The organism is Bradyrhizobium ingae, from assembly GCF_055791185.1.
Map to the genome: position 1 here is coordinate 54,694 of NZ_JBVUBB010000039.1, position 20,157 is coordinate 74,850.

A 20,157-nucleotide genomic window follows, 5' to 3' on the forward strand; every position below is an offset into this window, starting at 1 on the left:
AACCATCGCGAGCGCGACCGTGCACTGCGCTGGCGTAAATTTATGCAAGGAATGGGCCGCTTTGGGAACCCGGTTGGGCACGGGGAGACGCCGATTTCGTGCTAGATTGGCGGCAGATTTCGCCCCTGGTGTGGAGAGGAGGCACTTGTGAGGCTGCTGATCGAAATCGCCACCGCCGCCCTGCTCGTCATCTGCATCACCGCCTCCAGCGCGGCCTTTGCCGCCACCAGAAGCGGCCGTAGCGCCGACGGCCTGAGCTGCGCGTTCTCCCTGCCGCAAAACGCCACACCAGCCGCGCGCTGCGCCGCCATCAAGCGCCAATGCGGCGGCAAGTTCTACGCGAACTATTGCGGCGACAGGATGCTGTCGGCGGCGAATTGACTGCGAAGCCAAGAGAGGGGGCTCTCTCAATTTGGTCGTCCTAGCGAAAGCCACCTTCGAATTAAGCTTGGTCGTCTTCGACGACGTTTATTCCTTCATCGCTCAAGGCCTGCATGACGGCTTCAACATCCTTCGGCTCAATAGTCGACGCGGGCAAGAGCTCATTGAGTTGGCCGAAGGTAACCGATCCTGTCCGACGACCAAGCTCGATGGCCTTCTGAATCATTTCCTGTTGCCTCATCGTGTCCAATCCTTCGCAATTCGGGCCTCTACCCATGGATGGAGTCCATGCAGCTCGCCGGAACAAATTAAGAACACTTTAGCAAGTCTTTGATATATCATTGTGATTCGGCGTGTCGCCGGCACAATATCTAGCGTCTGTCCGATTTCGCGAGGACTACATGTCCACTATTGCCTTTGATCAATTCGCCCTCACCCGAATTGGCGACTTCGCACGCTCGCTGTCGCGGCTGCATCAGGCGGCGCGGCGCTATGCGGTCGATGACGATCAGATTGATCGCGAGTTCAACGCGGTGTGCCAGTCGATCTGGGGCTACACCATCGACGATATCAGCGATGACCTGTTCTCGGTTGAGGACCACCTTTTCCTCGACACGCTCGACGAGGCGCAGGCGCGCATTTTTGCAGCCGAGCAGGGTTATGATCTCGTCGACGATCTGGGCATGCTGACGGACTGGTGGGGCTTCTGCTGGATGATCCTCGCCGAGAAACGCGGATTGCTCACGCCGGAAAACCGCGCCGCTGCGCGCGCGGCGATCGAGGAAAAATATCTGGCGGCGCCGAACGTGATCGGCGTGATCATCGGACGGTGACGCGAAGCGTCAATCCAGTCCCGCGCGCCTGCCCGATTTCTGCGCCGGCGTCTTCGGCACTGTCACATCCGGCGGCGTCTCCCGCACGATGTCCGGCGGCGGCGCATCCGTCGCCACCGTGTCGGCGCGCACCGGCGCAACCTTCATCTCGCCGAGGCGGGAGCGAACCTGTGCGGTGAGGCCGGGATAGGAGGCAACCGGCGTGAAGTCGGCGACCTGGTCGTTGCCGAGGCGAACGCCGGTATAGGCGACCAGGCCGTCACTCGTTGCGATCACGTCGCCGGCCTTCAACGACGTATCGAGTGCAAGGTCCACCGGCGCAAGTCCGACGGGCTCGCGGCCATTGCAGGTGCAGTCCGCGCGCAACGCCTTGCGGAAGGCGAAGGCGTTCTCGCTGTCGGCATAGCGCTCGCCGGTCTGCGAAGCGGCACCGTCGATGCTGGAGCCGAAATAGATTTTGGTCGTCGTAGCAGGACAGAACGCCTGACACATCTGCGCCGGCGAGGCCACGCCGCGCATCAATGGGAAATACTTGCCGTCGCAGGTGCGCACGCAGAAGGCCGGACCCGAACCGCCGGCTGCCGTACGCGTGGGCGCATCCTGGGCGGGCCCATTCGGCTGCGCCGCCGAGAAGGGATCGACGTAGGAGTTCGCCTGGGAACTCGCCTGCGGCGCGCTGCGCTGCGGACGTTGCTGTAGTGCGTTGAAGAAGAAGTCGAACAGGCCCTCGGCGGACACCGGAGCCGGTGTCAAGAGAAGCGGCGCGGCAGCCGTTGCAGCCACGAGCATCGCGCGGTGCGACCAACGCACATTCGACGAATCTGTACGCAATGCCCACTCCACCAACGCAACGAACCCCCGCTGAGAGCAACGTGTCTCAGCGCTGATTCACCATAGTGTCGGATGGTAAATGAGCGGTGACCGTGGCGGTTGTTGGATCGAATCGCGTCAAGGCCGGGGACAAGCCCGGGCAAGACAATGGAGAGAGCCTTGCTGTCTCAGCTCTTCAAGAATTCCGACGCCTTGTAGAGCGAGCGGAACGGCAGGCCGGCCTGGCCGAAGGTGTCGTTGGCGCCTTCCTCGCGGTCGACCATGGTCAGCACCAGCACCACGTTGGCGCCGGCCTCGCGCACCGATTCTACCGCCTTCAGCGCCGAGCCGCCGGTGGTGGTGACGTCCTCGACGATCACGACGCGCTTGCCTTGAAGCGTCTCGCCCTTGGCAAGGCCTTCGATCGCAAGCTTGGCGCCGTGCTCCTTCGGCTTCTTGCGCACGAAGAAGGCCGCGATCGGGTGACCCTTGATCCAGGAAATCTGCGCGAGCGCACCGGCCAGCGGCACCGCACCCATCTCGAGGCCGCCGATGAAATCGAGCTGGTCGTCCTTCAGCGCCTCATAGGTGAGCTCGGCAAGCAACGTCGCCCCTTCGGGGTCGAGCATGGTCGGCTTGAGGTTGAAATAGAAATCGCTCTTGCGGCCCGACGCGAGCGTCACCTCGCCGCGGCCGAAGGAGCGCCGGCGGATGATTTCGAACAAGCGGGCGCGGGAGGCTGATTTCGACACGACGGTCCTCTGAGGCTCTTTTGGAGGAGGCGGAATTTATCCGCCACCGAGCCGACATGCCAGAGGGGGTTTGACCCGCAAAACCACCGTCAACAGGGCAACGTCCGCGCCGGCCGGACAGCCACCATGCCCGACCGCTGGTTGTAAGGCCGCGACGTCCTGGAGTAGTGGGATGCCGGCAAACGGGAAGGAAACAGGCAAATGACCATCGAGCTCCACACCTGGAATACGCCGAACGGCCGAAAAATCTCGGTCGCTCTGGAGGAAATGGGGCTCCCTTACAGGGTCTTCCCGGTGAACATCACCAAGGGCGAGCAGATGGCGCCCGAGTTCCTCAAGCTCAGCCCGAACAACAAGATTCCCGCAATCGTCGACCCGGAGGGGCCGGACGGTAAGCCCGTCAGCGTATTCGAATCCGGTGCGATCCTGCTTTATCTCGGCGAGAAGACCGGCAAATTCCTGCCGAAGTCGCTGGCCAGCCGGATCCCCGTCTACGAATGGCTGATGTGGCAGATGGGCGGTTTCGGGCCGATGCCCGGCCAGGTGCATCATTTCATTGCGCTGGAGAACGAGCAGGACCGCGCCTATGGGTTGAAGCGCTACATGGCTGAGACACGCCGGCTCTACGGCGTGCTGGACCGCCGGCTCGAGGGCCGCGACTTCGTCGCGGGCGATCTCTCGGTCGCCGATTTCGCGATCCTGGGCTGGGCCTGGCGCCACCCGCGCCACAAGGTGGACCTCGCGGACTTTCCGAACGTGAAGCGCTGGTATGAGGCCTTGATGGCGCGCCCGGCGGTGAAGCGCGGAATGGAGGCGAAGCTGGATTAGTCGATCAGTCGGCTCTCGTGCCCCGGACGCAGTGCAGCGCGTAAGCGGTGCACTGCAGAGCCGGGGCCCATGTGGAATTAGGTCCCGGCTCTGCGCAGCAGCGCACCGAACGATGCTTCGCATCGCCGGGGAGCGCTGCAGCGCGTCCGGGACACGAGCATGTGCTTTGCTGCTTCGGCTATACCCGCTTCGCTTCCACCGCCATCCGCACGGCAAGCCCGGCGAGCACCGTGCCCATCAGCCAGCGCTGCACCAGCATCCAGCTCGGCCGTGTCGCCAGGAACAGCGCGATCGAGCCGGCGGCGAGTGCGATCATCGCGTTGACGCTGACGCTGATCGCGATCTGGGCCGCACCCAGCACCAGCGACTGTGTCAGCACGCTGCCGGCGGCGGGGTCGATGAACTGCGGCAGCAGTGCGAGATAGAGCATCGCGATCTTGGGATTGAGCAGGTTGGTGACGAAGCCCATCGCGAACAGCTTGCGCGGGCTGTCGACGGCGAGCTTCTTCACCTGGAACGGCGAGCGGCCGCCCGGCTTCACCGCCTGCCAGGCGAGCCAGAACAGGTAGCCGGCACCGGCGAGGCGGAGCGCGTCATAGGCGAAGGGAATGGCGAGCAGCAGCGCGGTGATGCCGAACGCGGCGCAGAGCATGTAGAAAACGAATCCCAGCGCCACGCCGCCGAGCGAGACGATGCCGGCCGCCGGGCCCTGCGTGATCGAGCGCGAGATCAGATAGATCATGTTCGGCCCCGGCGTCAGCACGAGGCCGAGACAGACGAGAGCAAAGCCGAGCAAGGCGGATGTGTGGGGCATCGGTGAACTCGTGCGGGAGATGCACTGGTTCTAGTATGCAAGGGCTAGCGCCGCCATCGCGCAATTGCACCGAGGACAATTAACTAGGACGCATCGGCCTCTAAGCTGCGGATGAACGCCGCAAAACGCTCCATCGCCGAACGGAGGGGCTCCGCAACCGCAGGATCTGCAACGATGCGTTGTTCGTCGAAGGCACCGCCGAGCAGGGGCACCGTCACGCAGGCATCCCGCGCGATGCGGGCCGACATCGTCTCCAGGGTGAGAGTGAGGGCGGCCAGTGCGTGCGTGGCGCGCGGCGACGTGTTGATCAATGCGACCGGCTTGCCCGGAAATTCATGGCTTCCAACCAGCCAGTCCAGCGCATTCTTCAGAACACCGGCGACGCCGCGGGCATATTCGGGGCTGGAGATCAGGAGGCCGTCCGCGCTTCCGATCAAATTGCGCATTGCCGCGACGGGGGCGGGCACGTCATCGCCGTCAAGGTCTGGATTGAAGAAGGGCAGGCCCGCAATTCCTTCAAAGGTCACCACTTGGACGCCAACAGGCGCGAGCAGGGCCGCCGCGCGCAACGCGGCCGTATTGCTCGAGCCGGCGCGCAGGCTGCCGGAGATCGTTGCAATCTTCATCAGAATGACTGCCGTCAGTGGGCCTCGTCCCAGTTGGTCGCGGCGCGGGCATCGACGTGCAGCGGCACCGAGAGCAACACGGCCGGGAACGGCGCGTCCTGCATCACGTGCTGCACGACCGGCAACGTCGCCTCGACCTCCGCGTCCGGCACCTCGAAGATCAATTCGTCGTGCACCTGAAGCAGCATCTGCGCCGAGAGCTTCTTTGCCGCCAGCGCGTCCTCCACCCGCGTCATGGCGCGGCGGATGATGTCGGCGGCCGTGCCCTGGAGGCGCGCGTTGATCGCGGCGCGCTCGTTGAAAGCGCGCACCGAGGCATTGGAGGCCTTGATGTCGGGGTAGTGACACTTGCGGCCGAACAGCGTGGTGACATAGCCGTGGCTGCGGCAGAAATCGCGCGTCTCGTCCATATAGGCGCGGATGCCGGGGAAGCGCTCAAAGTATTTCTTGATGTAGGCGGAGGCTTCTTCGCGCGCGATGCCGAGCTGGTTGGCAAGGCCGAACGCCGAGATGCCGTAGATGATGCCGAAATTGATCGCCTTGGCGCGGCGCCGGATTTCGCTCGGCATGCCCTTGATCGGAACACCGAACATCTCGGAGGCTGTCATCGCGTGAATGTCGAGTCCGTCCTTGAACGCTTGCTTCAGCACGGGGATGTCGGCGATCTCGGCGAGCAGCCGCAATTCAATTTGAGAGTAGTCGGCCGAGACCAGCTTGTGGCCCGGCGTCGCAATGAAGGCGCGGCGGATCTTTCGCCCATCCTCGGTGCGCACAGGAATGTTCTGCAGGTTCGGCTCGTTCGATGACAGCCGGCCCGTCGTGGTCGCTGCCAGCGCGTAGGTCGTGTGCACGCGATGGGTCTGCGCATTGACGTAAGTCGGCAGCGCGTCGGTGTAGGTCGACTTCAGCTTCGAGACCTGGCGCCACTCCAAAATCTTCTTCGGGAAGTCGTGGCCCTGCTCGGCGAGATCATCCAGCACCTGCGCGGTCGTCGACCATGCGCCGGTCTTGGTCTTGGTGCCGCCCGGAAGTCCCATCTTGCCGAACAGGATGTCGCCGATCTGCTTCGGGCTGCCGACATTCACCGGTTCGCCGGCGATTTCCTGTATCTCGGCCTCCACCCGCGCCGCGGTCTGGGCGAAGTCGCCCGACAGCCGTGAAAGCACCTGGCGGTCGATCGAGATGCCGCGACGCTCCATGCGCGCGAGCACGCTGGTCAGCGGACGTTCCAGAGTCTCGTAGACGCCAGTCATGTGCTCGGCGATGAGGCGCGGTTTCAGCACGCGCCACAAACGCAAGGTCACATCGGCGCGCTCGGCGGAATGCTCGGTCGCCTTGTCGATCGCGACCTGGTCGAAGGTGAGCTTGTTCTTGCCGCTGCCGACGAGCTCGCTTTCGGCCAGCACCGCGTGGCCCAGCCAACGCTCGGCGAGCGATTCCATCGCATGCGAGCCGCGGCCGGCGTCGAGCACATAGGAAATCAACTCCGCGTCGTCATGGTTGCACAGCGTGATGCCGGCCTGCGCCAGCAGCACCGCGATGAATTTGGCGTTGTATCCGATCTTCAGGATGCCCTTTGACTCGAGCACGGGCTTCAGCGCCGCGACGGCCGCTTCGAACTTCACCTGATCGGGCGCGAGTCCCGCATCGAACAGTCCGGCGCCGCCGCCCGGCGGCTTGTGGGCCAGCGGCACATAGGCGGCATCGTCAGGCCCAAGCGCCAGCGCGACGCCGCAGATGTCGGCCTGCATCGGATCTTCCGAGTTCGCCTTCACCTCGATCGCGACATGACCGACATCGTGGATGCGCGCGATCAGCGCCTTGAGCTGGTCGAGCGTCTTGATCGTCTGATATTTGGCGCGATCGATCCTGGTCTTGCGCGCAGCTTCCGCGCGGGCCTCGGCGAGCGAAACCGGCGTGCCCTTCGGGCTTGCAGCCTTGTCTTCCTTGCCGGCCGTCCTGTTGGGCTCCCTGGCTACGGCTTGCGCCGATGCGCCGGGTCCCGGCGCCGGCACGACGTCCGAGGGCGGCAGCGGCGAGAACACGCTGGCGCCGGTCTTGTAACCGGGGTCAGCCTCCACATCGGCGGGATCGACCTGAGCGTATTCGGCGACACGGCGGGTCAGCGTCGTGAACTCCATCGCCTTCAGGAAGGCGATCAGCTTGCGCGCATCGGGCTCGTGGACGGCGAGATCGTCCAGCGGCACCTCGAGATCGACCTTGTCGTCGAGCAGCACGAGCTGGCGCGAGATCCGTGCCTTCTCGGCATTCTCGATCAGCGCCTCGCGCCGCTTCGGCTGCTTGATCTCGGTCGCGCGAAACAGAAGCTGCTCCAGGTCGCCATACTCGACGATCAACTGCGCCGCGGTCTTGATGCCGATGCCGGGCACGCCCGGCACGTTGTCGGTGGAATCGCCGGCCAGCGCCTGCACCTCGACCACCTTCTCCGGCGGCACGCCGAATTTCTCGATCACCTCGGCAATGCCGATGCGGCGGTCCTTCATGGTGTCGTACATGGTGACGCAGTCGGTGACGAGCTGCATCAGGTCCTTGTCGGAGGAGACGATGGTCGCGCTCGCGCCGCGCTCGCAGGCCTGCCGCACATAGGTCGCGATCAGATCGTCGGCCTCGAAGCCCACCTGTTCCAGGCAGGGCAGGTCGAAGGCGCGCACGGCCTCGCGGATCAGCGTGAATTGCGGAATGAGATCGTCCGGCGCCGGCGGCCGATGCGCCTTGTAGTCGGGATAGATCTTGTTGCGGAAGGTGACCTCCGACTTGTCGAAGATGATCGCCAGATGCGTCGGCCGGTTGTCCACGGGCATATCGCGGAGCAGTTTCCACAGCATGTTGCAGAAACCCAGCACGGCGTTGACCTGCAAGCCGTCGGATTTGCGGTTGAGCGGCGGCAGCGCGTGATAGGCGCGGAAAATGTAGGAGGAGCCGTCGACCAGGAAGACGTGGTCGCCCTTGCCGGCCGCCTTCGCCGCCACGGGTTTGGCAGCAGGCTTGGCAGCAGCAGATTCGGTCTCAGCGGCCGCCTTTGGCGCAGCAGCCTTGGTGTCAGCTTTGGCGGTGGTCTTCGGAGAGGTTTTTGGCATGGCCGCAATGTATGAATTTTTGCGGAGTTTGACAGCCTTGGAGCGGCGATTTTTGGGCCGATTCCCACACTCAAATCGTCGTTCCGGGGCGCACGAAGTGCGAGCCGGGGATCCGTAGCTACGGGGAGCGGTTTGGCGCAGACTCGGAGTTGTGATCTCGCGTCACAACTAAATCCTGGGTAATAGGTCCTGGCTTTCGCCAGGACGACGTCGCGCAGAGGGCTACCGTGTCACTCCGCCGCCTGCAACACCGGCCCCGACTTCTTCGGCGCGATCCAGAAGGCGGCCGGCCGCTCGAACAGGAAGTTTGCGTGCAGGCGCAACGCCGCCTGCCAGATCAAGAGCGCGCCGATAACGCCTGCGCTGGTGACGATCACTGACATCACGCCAATGTCGGGAACAATGCCGGTGCGCAGCAGCAGCGTCCGCGTCGCAGCCATCGGCAGGAAGAAAGCGAGATAGATCACGATCGAATGCTCGCCGCAGAACCGGAGACAGTTGAGCCAGCGCGCATGCGCGAGCAGTGTCCCCATCGTCACGATGGCGATGGCTCCAAAGAAGCCGAGCAGAAGCGAGACCATCGGCCATTCGCTTGCGCCATGTGTCACGAGACCCGCATTGACGAGCGCCCACGCGCCAAGCGCGGCGAGGGCAATGGCGGGGTGCCTGCGCGCGCGGTCCGACAAGGCGAACACGTGATCCGCGAACAGATAACCGGAATAGAAATAGACGAAGCGTGCGCAGAACTCGTCGATCGCGGTCCACCCCGTCGCGATCCGCGCGGTCTCCAGCAGCACTGCTGCGAGCCAGATCGCGGGCGGCGGGATTCGCCGTGTCAGTTTTGTGACGACGAAGAAGATCGGCAGCAGGTAAATGAACCAGAGCGTGCCGAACGGCTCGATGAATGATTCGAGATACAGAAGGCCCGCATCGCGCCAGCTCGTCTCGGCTGCGAAAGCCGGCGCCTTGAAGCCGAACTGGATTGTCACCCAGAGGACATAAAAATAAGCGAAATGCAGGACCTTGCGGTCGAGATAGATTCGCCAGTCGCGATCAATCACGAGCGGCAGAAATAGTCCCGAAATCAGGAAGAAATCCGGCATCCGGAACGGCTTTGCGAAGGCGACCAGACCATGCATGAACCCGGGTTCGCCGGCAGCGAGCTCGACCCCGATCACCGAATGCATCATCACGACCATGACGATGCAGATGCCCTTGGCATAATCGACCCAATCGACGCGCGCCGGCGGCGAGGTCCTGGAACCTCCGCTTGCCACGATTGTGCCGGATGGTGTCATGGTGTCCCTTTTCGAGGCGCTTGCCGCCCAAGAGCGAGGCAGTATGCCGGGCGCGAGGTTTCGGTCCCCTTTACTCTACAAATCACATGCCGGTTTTCTTGCCGTTTTTCTTGCGGCCAGCCTCTTCCCCGCGGACATGAAAATGCTCTAAGACCGCTGCAAAGCATCAACATGCGTTAACCAAGACAGGCAGGTTTTTCATGCGAATTGCCATGATCGGCACGGGCTATGTGGGGCTGGTTTCCGGCGCGTGCTTTGCGGATTTCGGCCATGACGTCACCTGCGTCGACAAGGACGAACGCAAGATCGCAGCGCTTCATCGCGGCGAGATCCCGATTTACGAGCCGGGGCTGGACTCGCTGGTCGAGACCAATGTGAAGGCCAAGCGCCTGAGCTTCACGACCGACCTTTCGGGGCCGGTGGCGGAGGCGGACGCCGTGTTCATCGCGGTCGGCACGCCGTCGCGGCGCGGCGATGGTCATGCCGACCTGTCTTACGTTTACGCTGCCGCGCGCGAGATCGCTGCGTCGCTCTCCGGCTTCACGGTCGTCGTCACCAAGTCGACCGTTCCGGTCGGCACCGGCGACGAGGTCGAACGCATCATCCGCGAGACCAATCCGAAGGCCGATGTGGTGGTCGCGTCCAATCCGGAATTCCTGCGCGAGGGCGCGGCGATCCGCGATTTCAAATTTCCGGATCGCATCGTGGTCGGCACCAATGACGAGCGTGGCCGCAAGGTGATGGGCGACATCTACCGTCCGCTGTCGCTGAACCAGGCGCCGCTGATGTTCACCGCGCGCCGCACCGCGGAGATGATCAAATACGCCGCCAACGCGTTTCTGGCGACCAAGATCACCTTCATCAACGAAATCGCCGATTTGTCCGAGAAGGCCGGCGCCAACGTCCAGGAGGTCGCGCGCGGAATCGGCCTGGACAATCGCATCGGCACCAAGTTCCTGCATGCCGGCCCGGGCTTCGGCGGCTCCTGCTTTCCGAAGGACACCAAGGCTCTGATCAAGATCGCGCAGGACTATGACGTGAACCTGCGCATCGTCGAGGCGGTGCTCGCAGTCAACGAGAACCGCAAGCGCGCGATGGCGCGAAAGGTCAGCCACGCGCTCGGCGGCTCGCTGCGCGGCAAGACCATCGGCGTGCTCGGTCTCACCTTCAAGCCCGACACCGACGACATGCGCGATGCGCCCTCGATCCCGCTCGTCACCGGTCTGCTCGACCAGGGCGCGAAGGTGCGGGCCTATGACCCGGTCGGCATGGAGCAGGCCAGGCACGAGCTGCCGGCGATCGAATATTGCGAGGATGCCTACGCCTGCGCCAAGGGCGCGGACGCGCTGGTCATCGTCACCGAATGGGTGCAGTTCCGTGCGCTCGACCTCGACCGGCTGAAGGAGATCATGGTGCAGCCCATCGTGGTCGATCTGCGCAACATCTACCGTCCCGAAGACATGGAAGCGGCCGGCTTCATCTATGAGAGCGTCGGACGGCCCGCGGGGCAGGTCTGATCGCACATCTTGTTGTCATACCCCGCGAAGGCGGGGTATCCAGGACGCTCGACCGTCGTCGATGACGAGGGTCTGAATTTACTGGATCGCCCACCTTGGTGCGCAATTGCGCGCGCGGCGGGCGATGACGGATGCCGGATTTTGCCTCGCAGCTTCGACACGCCCCTTCCGATCGATGCGGTGCTCGACGAGTTGTCGCGCACGCTGGAAGTGCACAACGCCGCCGTGCTGGTGGCGCCGCCCGGCGCCGGCAAGACCACGCGCGTGCCGCTGGCGCTGCTGGATGCGTCCTGGGCCAGGGGTAAGAAAATCATCGTGCTGGAGCCGCGGCGCATCGCGGCGCGAGCAAGCGCTGACCGCATGGCGAAGTCGCTCGGCGAGCGAACTGGGGAGACCGTCGGCTATCGCGTCCGCTTCGGCTCGAAAATCTCGCGCGCGACCCGCATCGAGGTGGTGACGGAAGGCATCTTCACCCGCCAGGTCCTCGACGATCCCGAGCTGACGGGCGTCGCCGCCATCCTGTTCGACGAATTCCACGAGCGCTCGCTCGATGCCGACCTCGGCCTTGCGCTGGCGCGCGATGCGCAATTGGGCCTGCGCGAGGATCTGCGCATCCTCGTGATGTCGGCGACGCTGGACGGCGCCCGGGTGGCGAGGCTGCTGGGGGAGGCCGCCGTCGTCGAGAGCGAGGGCCGCGCGTTTCCGGTCGAGACGCGCTATCTCGGCCGCAAGGCGGACGCGCCGCTGGAGCGGCAGATGGCGGATGCGATTGCCTCCGCGCTGCGCACTGACGCCGGCTCGGTGCTGGCGTTTCTGCCGGGCGCGGCCGAGATCCGGCGCACGCAGAATTTTCTCGCCGAGCGCATTCATGATGCCGCGATCGAGATCGTGCCGCTATTCGGCGCGCTGGATGCTGCCGTGCAGGACCGCGCCATCGCGCCCGCGCCCCAAGGCACGCGCAAGGTGGTGCTGGCGACCTCGATCGCGGAGACATCGCTCACCATCGAGGGCGTGCGCATTGTCGTGGATTCCGGCCTTGCCCGCGTGCCGCGCTATGAGCCCGATATCGCCTTGACGCGCCTCGAGACCGTGCGTGCTTCGCGCGCTGCGGTCGACCAGCGCCGCGGTCGCGCGGGCCGCACCGAGCCCGGTGTGTGCTATCGGCTCTGGGACGAGCCGCAGACCGCCTCGCTGATACCCTACACGCAGCCTGAAATTCTGAGCGCGGACCTCTCTTCGCTCGTGCTCGATCTTGCACAGTGGGGAGTAAGCGATCCTGCCGCGCTCTCGTTCCTCGATCCGCCGCCTCAGCCGGCCTGGAAGGAGGCAAGGAGCCTGCTTGCCGAGCTCAACGCGCTCGATGCCGACGGTCGCATTACGACGGAAGGCAAAAGCCTGCGCGCGTTGGCACTGCCGCCGCGGCTCGCGCGGATGATCGTGGATTCGCATCGCTCAGGCAGCGGCGAGGCCGCTGCCGAAATCGCCGCCATCCTCACCGAGCGCGGGCTCGGCGGCGACGGCGTCGATCTCGACCACCGTCTCGATCAGTTCCGCCGCGATCGCTCGTCCCGTGCCACCAGCGCCCGTGACCTTGCGCGGCGCTGGGCTTCGCAGGTCGCGTCATCGGAGAAAGGGACGCCGGGGCAGGGCGACTTGCGCACGGGCATCATGCTCGCCTACGCCTTCCCGGACCGCGTCGCGCGCAACCGCGGTAACGGCAGCTTCTTGCTCGCCAACGGACGCGGCGCAGCCGTCGAGCAGACGTCTTCGCTTGCGCGCGCGCCCTATATAGCGGTGGCCGAGATGACGGGCACGGCGGCGAGCGGGCGCATCCTGCTCGCCGCGCCGATCAGCGAGACCGACATCGAAGGCCATTTCGCCGAGCACATCGAAACCGCGGACGAGATCTCTTTCGATCGCGGCGCGATGGCGCTGCGCGCGCGGCGCAGGCGCGCGCTGCATGCGATCACATTGTCCGAGTCTCCGCTCACACTCACGCCGTCCGAGACGACGGCACGCATCCTCGCCGACGGCCTGATCGCCGCCGGGCTCGACCGGCTGCCCTGGTCGAAAGCCGCCATCCAATGGCGCGACCGCGTGATGTTCCTGCGCAAGGCCGAAGGCGAGAGCTGGCCCGATCTGTCCGATGGCGCCCTGATCGCGCGGCGCGATGATTGGCTGGTGCCTGCACTCTACGACAAGACGGCGCTGAAGGATGTCTCCGCCGGCGACCTTTCCGAGGCGCTGATGGCGCTGTTGCCATGGGAGCTGCGCGCGCGGCTCGAACGCGAGGCGCCCACCCATTTCGAGGCGCCGACCGGAACGATGCTCGCGATCGACTATGAGGCCGAGCAGGGGCCGACGATCGCCGTGCGGCTGCAGGAATTGTTCGGCCTCAACACCCATCCATCGATCGCAGGCGGCAAGGTGCCGCTCGTGCTCGAGCTGCTCTCGCCGGCACAGCGCCCGGTTCAGGTGACACGCGACCTGCCCGGCTTCTGGAGCGGCAGCTACGCGGCGGTACGCTCCGATCTGCGCGGACGCTATCCGCGACATCCCTGGCCGGACGATCCAGCGCGCGCGCTGCCCACCCGTCGCGCCAAGCCGCGCGGGACGTAATTCAATAAGCGCGCATTAACCCTTCCGTCACGCTTTTCGCCAAAATGGCGGCGGCGCGGCCGCAAGCCCGCTCGCCGACGGGCGCGTAGCGTGATGAGATCGTATTTTCGGTTCCGAGTGGTGTCATGCGTAACATTATGATCTTCGCGGCCATCATGATTGGGCTGGGTACCTTCATGGCGCAGATGGCCGACAAGATGAGCTCGGCCTCCGCTACCTCAGTGCCGCGCCATATGGCCGCAGCGCAGGTCGCCGCGCCGCAAGCGAGCAATCGCAGCGTCAGCATCCCCCGCGATGCCCGCGGCCATTTCCAGACCGATGGCCGGATCGACGGTCAGCGCATCGGCTTCATGGTCGACACCGGCGCTTCCGTGGTGGCATTGAACGAAACCTCGGCTGCACGCTTCGGACTGCGCCCGTCGCGCGGCGATTACAACGCGAACGTCGTCACCGCCAACGGCACCATCAAGGCTGCGCGCACCCGCATCGCCATGCTCGACGTCGGCGGCCTCATCGTTCGCGACGTCGATGCGATGGTGCTGCCGGACGAGGCGCTGTCGGAGAATTTGCTCGGGCTCTCCTTCCTGTCCAAGCTGAGGCGCTTCGAATACGCCAACGGCCAGATGGTGCTTGAGCAATAAGGCCTCGGCTCGGTCCTCCGACCTGACGGCGAAGCCCTATACACTGCGCGGTGCGACGTTGTTCCAATATCGCGGGTTGCTCGGCGATTGAATTCGAAGCCAGCGATAGGGGGCGCGCGTCCATGGTCTGATCTGCCGGGACAAATTGTCCAGAACCAGGTCGCCGCTCTTCGCTCGAACCAGCAGAACGAGATGGCGCTTGCCCCAGACGGTCACGACCTCGGCGAGCAGGAGGGCCCGCTGCGGCCATCCAAGGCTCAGAAGCCTGTGTCGCTTGCTGACGGCATAGTCGTTACAGTCGCCGCGCTTCGGGTCGATCAGCCAAGCTTCTACCCCCACAACCGGCTCATTCGGCTCCGGGACGATGGCTTTGTTCACGGTCTCGTTGACTTCTTCCAGATCCGTCCAACGTGCCTCGGTGAGGGAGAGCGGCCCCCCACGAAATAGCGCGCGGGCGTGGCATTCGTCGGGGTAGTGCAGGCAGAACATCGTGTATGCCATGGGCGGAAGCGTTGGTTCGCCGAGCTTGAGATGCAGGGGCGCCGACGGAGGAACAGTCGGCATACCCCACACCCTCTGATTGGCCGGTTGAGCTGCGGCCATCTCGCAAATCATAATGACTGTGCCGGCCGCGATCGCAGCCGGGATCGACGCCGTACGCATACTGGTTCCCCCACGGTTGCGTCGTGGAGAGAGGGCGAGACGTGGCTTGAGTTAACGCTCCAACTGATCGGTCAGGCTGCGTCCTGCACCGGGGCGAGTGTGGATTGTCCACGGGGCGAGACGGAGTAATCCATAGCGGATATGCGCGATCGGGCCGGTTAGTTTCAACACATTCTCGCGATCAGAGGTTGTGAGGCACAAACTGCACATCCGCTATCGAGCGAATCAATCGCGGCCGAGAACTTTGGGAGAACTTTGCTGATCCCTTGTATGTACTCGGGGCAGCGCGAGTAAGGTTTTCCGTTACCAAACTGCCGCAATTATCAGCCATAAGCCGCTCATCCCACCCTTCCGCTCGGCCTGAGCATTCGCTATGCCTGCGGTATATTCCTCCTGCCTGTTAACGAGATTGTCTCGATGTTTCCCAAGCCGAAATCTGCGCTGCTGCCCAATACCTATGACTTCGAATCCGAGCCGATGGTGAAGGCCACCGGCTTCCGCGAATACGACGCGCGCTGGCTGTTCAACAAGGAAATCAACCTGATGGGGGTGCAGGCGCTCGGCATGGGGCTGGGCGCGCTGATCGCCGAGCTCGGCGTCAAGCAGGAGATCGTCACCGGGCACGATTTCCGCGGCTATTCGGCCTCGATCAAATATGCGCTGATCTCCGGCCTGATGGCGGCGGGCTGCAAGGTGCATGACATTGGCCTCGCCGTGACGCCGATGGCCTATTTTGCACAGTTCGACCTGGATGTGCCGTGCGTCGCCATGGTCACGGCTTCGCACAACGACAATGGCTGGACCGGCGTGAAGATGGGGGCCAACCGTCCGCTGACCTTCGGGCCCGACGAAATGACGCGGCTGAAGGAGATCGTGCTGGGCGCCGATTTCAAGAACAAGGCCGGCGGCTCCTACCAGTTCCACGAAAATTATCCGGCGCGCTATATCGCCGATCTCACCAACCGTCCGAAGCTGAAGCGCAAGCTGAAAGTCGTCGCGGCCTGCGGCAACGGCACCGCCGGCGCGTTCGCGCCGCAGGTGCTGGAGGCGATCGGCTGCGAGGTGATCCCGCTCGACACCGAGCTCGACCACACCTTCCCGAAATACAATCCGAATCCAGAAGACATGGAGATGCTGCACGCGATCCGCGACGCCGTGCTGCATCACAAGGCCGACGTCGGCCTCGGCTTCGACGGTGACGGCGATCGCTGCGGAGTCGTCGACAACACCGGTGAGGAAATCTTTGCCGACAAGGTCGGCGTGATGCTGGCGCGCGACATGTCGGCGATCCACAAGGACGCGCAGTTCGTCGTCGACGTGAAGTCGACCGGCCTGTTCATCACCGATCCCGTGCTCCAGAAGCAGGGTGCGAAAACCGCCTATTGGAAGACCGGCCATTCCTACATGAAGCGCCGCACCAACGAGATGGGCGCGCTCGCCGGCTTCGAGAAGTCGGGCCATTTCTTCTTCAACAAGCCGTTCGGGCGCGGCTATGACGACGGCCTCGTCTCCGCGATCGCGATCTGCGACATGCTCGACCGCGCGCCCGGTAAAACGATGGCGGATCTGAAGAATGCGCTGCCAAAGACCTGGTCGTCGCCGACCATGTCACCGCACTGTGCGGATGAAGCCAAGTATGGCATCGTCGACGCCGTGGTGAAGCACTTCGAAGGTCTTCAGAACAGCGGCGCGAAGATCGGCGGCCAGGCAATCCGCGACCTCGTCACCGTCAACGGCGTGCGCGTCACGGTCGAGGACGGCAGCTGGGGCCTGGTGCGCGCGTCCTCCAACAAGCCCGAGCTCGTGGTCGTGGTCGAGAGCCCGGTCTCCGAACAGCGCATGCACGACATGTTCGAGATGGTGAATAGCGTGCTGCGCACGCATCCGGAAGTCGGCGAGTACAATCAGAAGATTTGAGGCGCGCCAGCGGCACCACGTACACTACGTCATGCCCCGCGCAGGCGGGGCATCAGGACGCCGCGGCTTTTCGGTTCAATCACGACCGTCTCGGAGTGCTGGATCGCCCGGTCTAGCCGGGCGATGACAGCTCCCGTGTGGTGAACTGTGTGGCCTCAAGCCGCCACCACCGCCGGAATCGGCAGTGTGGTGACCGACTTGATCTTCTCCATGGCGAAGCGCGAGGTGACGTTCTTGAGCGGCACAGCGCTGATCAGCTTCTTGTAGAAGACGTCATAGGCCTGCATGTCCGCGACCACGACGCGCAGCATGTAATCGACGTCGCCGGCCATCCGGTAGAACTCCATCACCTCGGGCATGGCGCTGACGGCCTCGGCGAATTTCTTCAGCCAGGCCTCCGAATGGTCGGCGCTTTCCACCGACACGAACACGGAGATGCCGAGCCCGATCTTGTTCTGGTCGACCAGCGCCACGCGCTTGAGGATCACGCCATCGGCCTCAAGGCGCTGGATGCGCTTCCAGCAAGGCGTGGACGAGAGCCCGACGCGATCGCCGATCTCGGCGACGGACAGGGAGGCATCATCCTGGAGGACCATCAGGATCTTGCGATCGATGGCGTCGAGGCGGCGGTTGGTCTCTGGAAGTTGGACGGCGAGGTCGCTCATCTGGGGAACTTTTTTCCATTTTCAGGGTCGAAACCCCTCATATATAGAAAAATCTTCTAGAGCAAGCCTATATTCCCGGCGACAGGGTGCCGCACCGCTCACCTTTCGAGCAAAAGCTCTTCAACTTCAATGCGTTGCGGGGCGGCCAGACCGCCACCAAAGCGGGTGCATTTCAGCGCGGCCGCGGCTGCGGCGAATCGCAGCGCCTCCCGTGCACCCCGGCCTTCGGCAAGGCGAAGGGCAAAGGCGCCATGGAAGACGTCCCCTGCGCCGAGCGTATCGACGGCGCGGACTGGAAACGCCGCTGTCTCCTCCAGTTCGCTTCGCTCATTCAGCCAGATCGTACCGCGCGGGCCGCGGGTGGCGGCAAGGAATGCCGATGTCAGTCTCGCAAGCGTTTTCAGCGCGCCAGCGTCGTCGGCGACACCGGCCGTTTCCTGCAACTGCTCGCTGGCGAACAGGATGTGCGAGGCAGCGGTGAAGAGGCCATCGCCTGCCGACATCGCGCGGTCGACGCCGACGATGACGGCAATGCCGCGGCGTCGCGCCTCGGCGCAGAAGGGAAGGGCGAATTCGGCGCAGCGGCTCTCGACCAAGATGGCATCGCAGTCGCCGAGCAACGCGTCGGCATCAGGCAGCCTCACCGACCACAGTTTGGGATCGCGATAGATCACGAGGGTGCGCTCGCCGCTCGCGTCGATCATGATCGCCGAGACCGGCGTCGTCACGCCCGGCATGCGCACGACGTGCCCCGCGTCGATGCCCTCGAGCGCCATGCGCTCGAGGATGAAGCTGCTCGAGGTCTCCTGCGCATCGCCCATCGGCCCCGCGAAGGCGACGCGCCCGCCGAGCCGCGCGATGGCGATCGCGGCATTGAGCGCGTTGCCGCCGCAGATCTCCTCCAGATGCGTGGCGTTCGCCTTGCTGCCATGCTCGGGCACGCCGTCCACACGGAAAGTGAGGTCGCGCACGGGGATGCCGATGCAGAGGATACGCGGCGCGATTGATTTGGCGGACATCGGCCGTTGCAGCTACACGCCGTCCTTGCCCTGCAACCAGCGGCCGACCAGATGATGGGCGATGGCGAAGGGGTGTGGACCGGCAAGCCCGTCCGGATGCGTCCGCGACAGCATCAATCGTGCCTCGTCGCGGCTGAACCAGCGCGCGTCCTCCAGCTCCGAGTGGTCGACGGTGATCTCATCGGTCAGCGCTCGCGCGCTGCAGCCGATCATCAGCGACGACGGGTAGGGCCAAGGCTGCGTCATGTAGTACTGCACATCGGTGCAGCGGATGCCGGATTCCTCGAAGATCTCCCTGCGCACTGCGTCCTCGATGGTCTCGGCCGCCTCGACAAAGCCGGCGAGGCAGGAATACATGCCCGGCGGAAACTGCTTCTGGCGGCCGAGCAGGCACTTGTCGCCGGAGGCGATCAGCATGATCACGACCGGGTCGGTGCGCGGAAAATGCTCGGCCTTGCAGGCAGGACACTCGCGCTTCCAGCCGCCTTCCTTCATCGCGCTGCGGGCGCCGCAATTGGCGCAATAGCCGTGGCGCTGATGCCAGGTGACCATCGACTTCGCCATCGCGATTGCGGATAGCTCATCCGGGTGGATCGCGCCCTGCATGGCCATGCCGCGCAATTCGGTCACGGCATAGTCCTCCCGGCCGATCAGCTTTTCGGCCGCCGCCTGCGGCATGCCCATGCCGAACACCGCGGCGCCTTCGCGCAAGCCTAAGAAGATCGTGCCGGGATTGGCGCCGCATTTGGTGGCCTCGTCGATCGAGAGCAGGGCACGAACGCGCTCGCCCTCGCGCTTCACCAGCAGCGAATCTCGATAGACGACGTAGGCGCGCGACGACGGCTTCTGTTCGAGTGCGAAGAGTTTTTCGTCATTGAGGCGCAGATGCGCGGCGCGATCGAGGACATTGGTGACGAAGGCCGGCTGTCCCAGCGGAAACGAGTCGAATGCTGACATTATTGTTCTTTCAACCCAATCGTTCTTTCAACCCAACCAGATCTTGCGGCGAAGCGCGCTGATGAAATTCTGCACCTCTGCGGCATCATGCGCCAAGGGCGGCATCACGCCCCAGACCGGGCGCGGCCACGCCGCATCGCTGGTGCGGCGCGCGATGATGTGGATGTGAAGCTGCGGCACGAGGTTGCCGAGCGCGGCGACATTGAGCTTGTCGCATTTGGTGATCTCCTTCAGCGCGCGCGAGACGCGCGTGATCTCGGTCATCAATTGTGCCTGCTGGACTTCGTCGAGATCGATGATCTCGACCGCATCTGCACGGCGCGGCACCAGCAACAGCCACGGGTAATGTGCGTCCTTGATGACCAACACTTTCGACAACGGCAGGTCGCCGATATCGATGGTGTCCTCTTTCAGGCGGGTGTGCAGCGTCCAGGCGGGATCAGGCATGAAAGTGTTTCCGAAAGGCCCGGCGCGATCGGGCTTGTTTAGTTCGACCATACGATACGGAGTCTGATTGGGGAAGGATGACGCTCCGCGGCCGTTGCATACGCGACCGTCGTCCCGGACAAGCGTAGCGACGCGAAGCGCAGATCCGGGACCCATATGTGGACGGCCCCCGTGGCACAAGAGCCAAGTGAGGTTTGATCGGATCGCTTGCATCCATATGTCCGGCCTGTTGATGCGGCTTGTTGGACCGCTGGCCAAGATGGTTTCCGCGA

At 64.2% G+C, this 20,157-nt stretch carries 19 protein-coding genes; 7 read left to right on the top strand and 12 right to left on the bottom strand.

The genetic code is table 11. The features are described 5' to 3' along the window. The first annotated feature begins 147 nt into the window (after positions 1–147). The gene (locus tag ACV1FX_RS35130) at positions 148–381 is read left to right on the top strand and encodes a hypothetical protein (RefSeq protein WP_473122118.1); all 234 of its coding nucleotides are present in this window, start codon (positions 148–150) and stop codon (positions 379–381) included. A gap of 61 nt (positions 382–442) precedes the next feature. Here ACV1FX_RS35130 and ACV1FX_RS35135 read toward each other — a convergent pair whose 3' ends face one another. Beyond that, the gene (locus tag ACV1FX_RS35135) at positions 443–622 is read right to left on the bottom strand and encodes an RNA polymerase sigma factor region1.1 domain-containing protein (protein WP_473122119.1); all 180 of its coding nucleotides are present in this window, start codon (positions 620–622) and stop codon (positions 443–445) included. Between the two features lie 160 nt (positions 623–782). On the opposite strand from ACV1FX_RS35135, the gene ACV1FX_RS35140 reads away from it, so the two are divergent. Further along, positions 783–1,214, top strand: coding sequence for a hypothetical protein (locus ACV1FX_RS35140; protein WP_473122120.1), 432 nt, complete (start codon positions 783–785; stop codon positions 1,212–1,214). Positions 1,215–1,223: 9 nt separating this feature from the next. Here the strand turns inward: ACV1FX_RS35140 and ACV1FX_RS35145 are convergent, their stop codons facing one another. Beyond that, on the bottom strand, positions 1,224–2,003 hold the full coding sequence (locus tag ACV1FX_RS35145; RefSeq protein WP_473122137.1) for a DUF2865 domain-containing protein: 780 nt from the start codon (positions 2,001–2,003) through the stop codon (positions 1,224–1,226). 209 nt (positions 2,004–2,212) lie between these two features. Further along, positions 2,213–2,776, bottom strand: a complete 564-nt coding sequence (pyrE, locus tag ACV1FX_RS35150) for an orotate phosphoribosyltransferase (protein WP_473122121.1) — start codon at positions 2,774–2,776, stop codon at positions 2,213–2,215. A gap of 201 nt (positions 2,777–2,977) precedes the next feature. On the opposite strand from pyrE, the gene ACV1FX_RS35155 reads away from it, so the two are divergent. Beyond that, positions 2,978–3,604: a glutathione S-transferase family protein gene (locus tag ACV1FX_RS35155; RefSeq protein ID WP_473122122.1), complete on the top strand. Its 627-nt coding sequence runs from the start codon at positions 2,978–2,980 to the stop codon at positions 3,602–3,604. 178 nt (positions 3,605–3,782) lie between these two features. Here ACV1FX_RS35155 and ACV1FX_RS35160 read toward each other — a convergent pair whose 3' ends face one another. The 4 genes from ACV1FX_RS35160 to ACV1FX_RS35175 form a co-directional block, all read right to left on the bottom strand. Further along, entirely contained in the window at positions 3,783–4,418 is a 636-nt protein-coding gene (locus tag ACV1FX_RS35160) for a LysE family translocator (RefSeq protein ID WP_473122123.1), read from the bottom strand. An 83-nt stretch (positions 4,419–4,501) separates the two neighbouring features. Further along, positions 4,502–5,044, bottom strand: a complete 543-nt coding sequence (locus tag ACV1FX_RS35165; protein WP_473122124.1) for an NADPH-dependent FMN reductase — start codon at positions 5,042–5,044, stop codon at positions 4,502–4,504. Positions 5,045–5,058: 14 nt separating this feature from the next. Then, a complete protein-coding gene (gene polA, locus ACV1FX_RS35170) occupies positions 5,059–8,142 on the bottom strand; it encodes a DNA polymerase I (RefSeq protein WP_473122125.1) in 3,084 nt (1,027 codons plus the stop codon). A gap of 230 nt (positions 8,143–8,372) precedes the next feature. Beyond that, entirely contained in the window at positions 8,373–9,440 is a 1,068-nt protein-coding gene (locus ACV1FX_RS35175) for an acyltransferase family protein (protein WP_473122126.1), read from the bottom strand. Positions 9,441–9,640: 200 nt separating this feature from the next. On the opposite strand from ACV1FX_RS35175, the gene ACV1FX_RS35180 reads away from it, so the two are divergent. From ACV1FX_RS35180 to ACV1FX_RS35190, 3 genes are all read left to right on the top strand, one after another. Further along, complete coding sequence (locus tag ACV1FX_RS35180; RefSeq protein WP_473122127.1) at positions 9,641–10,957, top strand: UDP-glucose dehydrogenase family protein; 1,317 nt, start codon at positions 9,641–9,643, stop codon at positions 10,955–10,957. 141 nt (positions 10,958–11,098) lie between these two features. Continuing rightward, positions 11,099–13,576, top strand: a complete 2,478-nt coding sequence (gene hrpB / locus ACV1FX_RS35185) for an ATP-dependent helicase HrpB (protein ID WP_473122128.1) — start codon at positions 11,099–11,101, stop codon at positions 13,574–13,576. Positions 13,577–13,701: 125 nt separating this feature from the next. Next, positions 13,702–14,217, top strand: a complete 516-nt coding sequence (locus ACV1FX_RS35190) for a TIGR02281 family clan AA aspartic protease (protein WP_473122129.1) — start codon at positions 13,702–13,704, stop codon at positions 14,215–14,217. A 36-nt stretch (positions 14,218–14,253) separates the two neighbouring features. On the opposite strand, the gene ACV1FX_RS35195 is transcribed toward ACV1FX_RS35190, so the two are convergent. Continuing rightward, the gene (locus tag ACV1FX_RS35195; protein WP_473122130.1) at positions 14,254–14,880 is read right to left on the bottom strand and encodes a transglutaminase-like cysteine peptidase; all 627 of its coding nucleotides are present in this window, start codon (positions 14,878–14,880) and stop codon (positions 14,254–14,256) included. Positions 14,881–15,297: 417 nt separating this feature from the next. On the opposite strand from ACV1FX_RS35195, the gene ACV1FX_RS35200 reads away from it, so the two are divergent. Further along, positions 15,298–16,797, top strand: a complete 1,500-nt coding sequence (locus tag ACV1FX_RS35200) for a phosphomannomutase/phosphoglucomutase (RefSeq protein ID WP_473122131.1) — start codon at positions 15,298–15,300, stop codon at positions 16,795–16,797. A 155-nt stretch (positions 16,798–16,952) separates the two neighbouring features. On the opposite strand, the gene ACV1FX_RS35205 is transcribed toward ACV1FX_RS35200, so the two are convergent. From ACV1FX_RS35205 to ACV1FX_RS35220, 4 genes are all read right to left on the bottom strand, one after another. Continuing rightward, positions 16,953–17,462 carry an Lrp/AsnC family transcriptional regulator gene (locus tag ACV1FX_RS35205; protein ID WP_473122132.1) on the bottom strand — a complete coding sequence of 170 codons (510 nt, stop codon included), beginning with the start codon at positions 17,460–17,462 and terminating at the stop codon, positions 16,953–16,955. Between the two features lie 98 nt (positions 17,463–17,560). Then, positions 17,561–18,481, bottom strand: a complete 921-nt coding sequence (locus tag ACV1FX_RS35210; RefSeq protein WP_473122133.1) for a PfkB family carbohydrate kinase — start codon at positions 18,479–18,481, stop codon at positions 17,561–17,563. A gap of 12 nt (positions 18,482–18,493) precedes the next feature. Further along, entirely contained in the window at positions 18,494–19,438 is a 945-nt protein-coding gene (gene nudC, locus ACV1FX_RS35215) for an NAD(+) diphosphatase (protein ID WP_473122134.1), read from the bottom strand. Between the two features lie 27 nt (positions 19,439–19,465). Next, a complete protein-coding gene (locus ACV1FX_RS35220) occupies positions 19,466–19,885 on the bottom strand; it encodes an HIT domain-containing protein (protein ID WP_473122135.1) in 420 nt (139 codons plus the stop codon). Between the last annotated feature and the right edge of the window lie 272 nt (positions 19,886–20,157).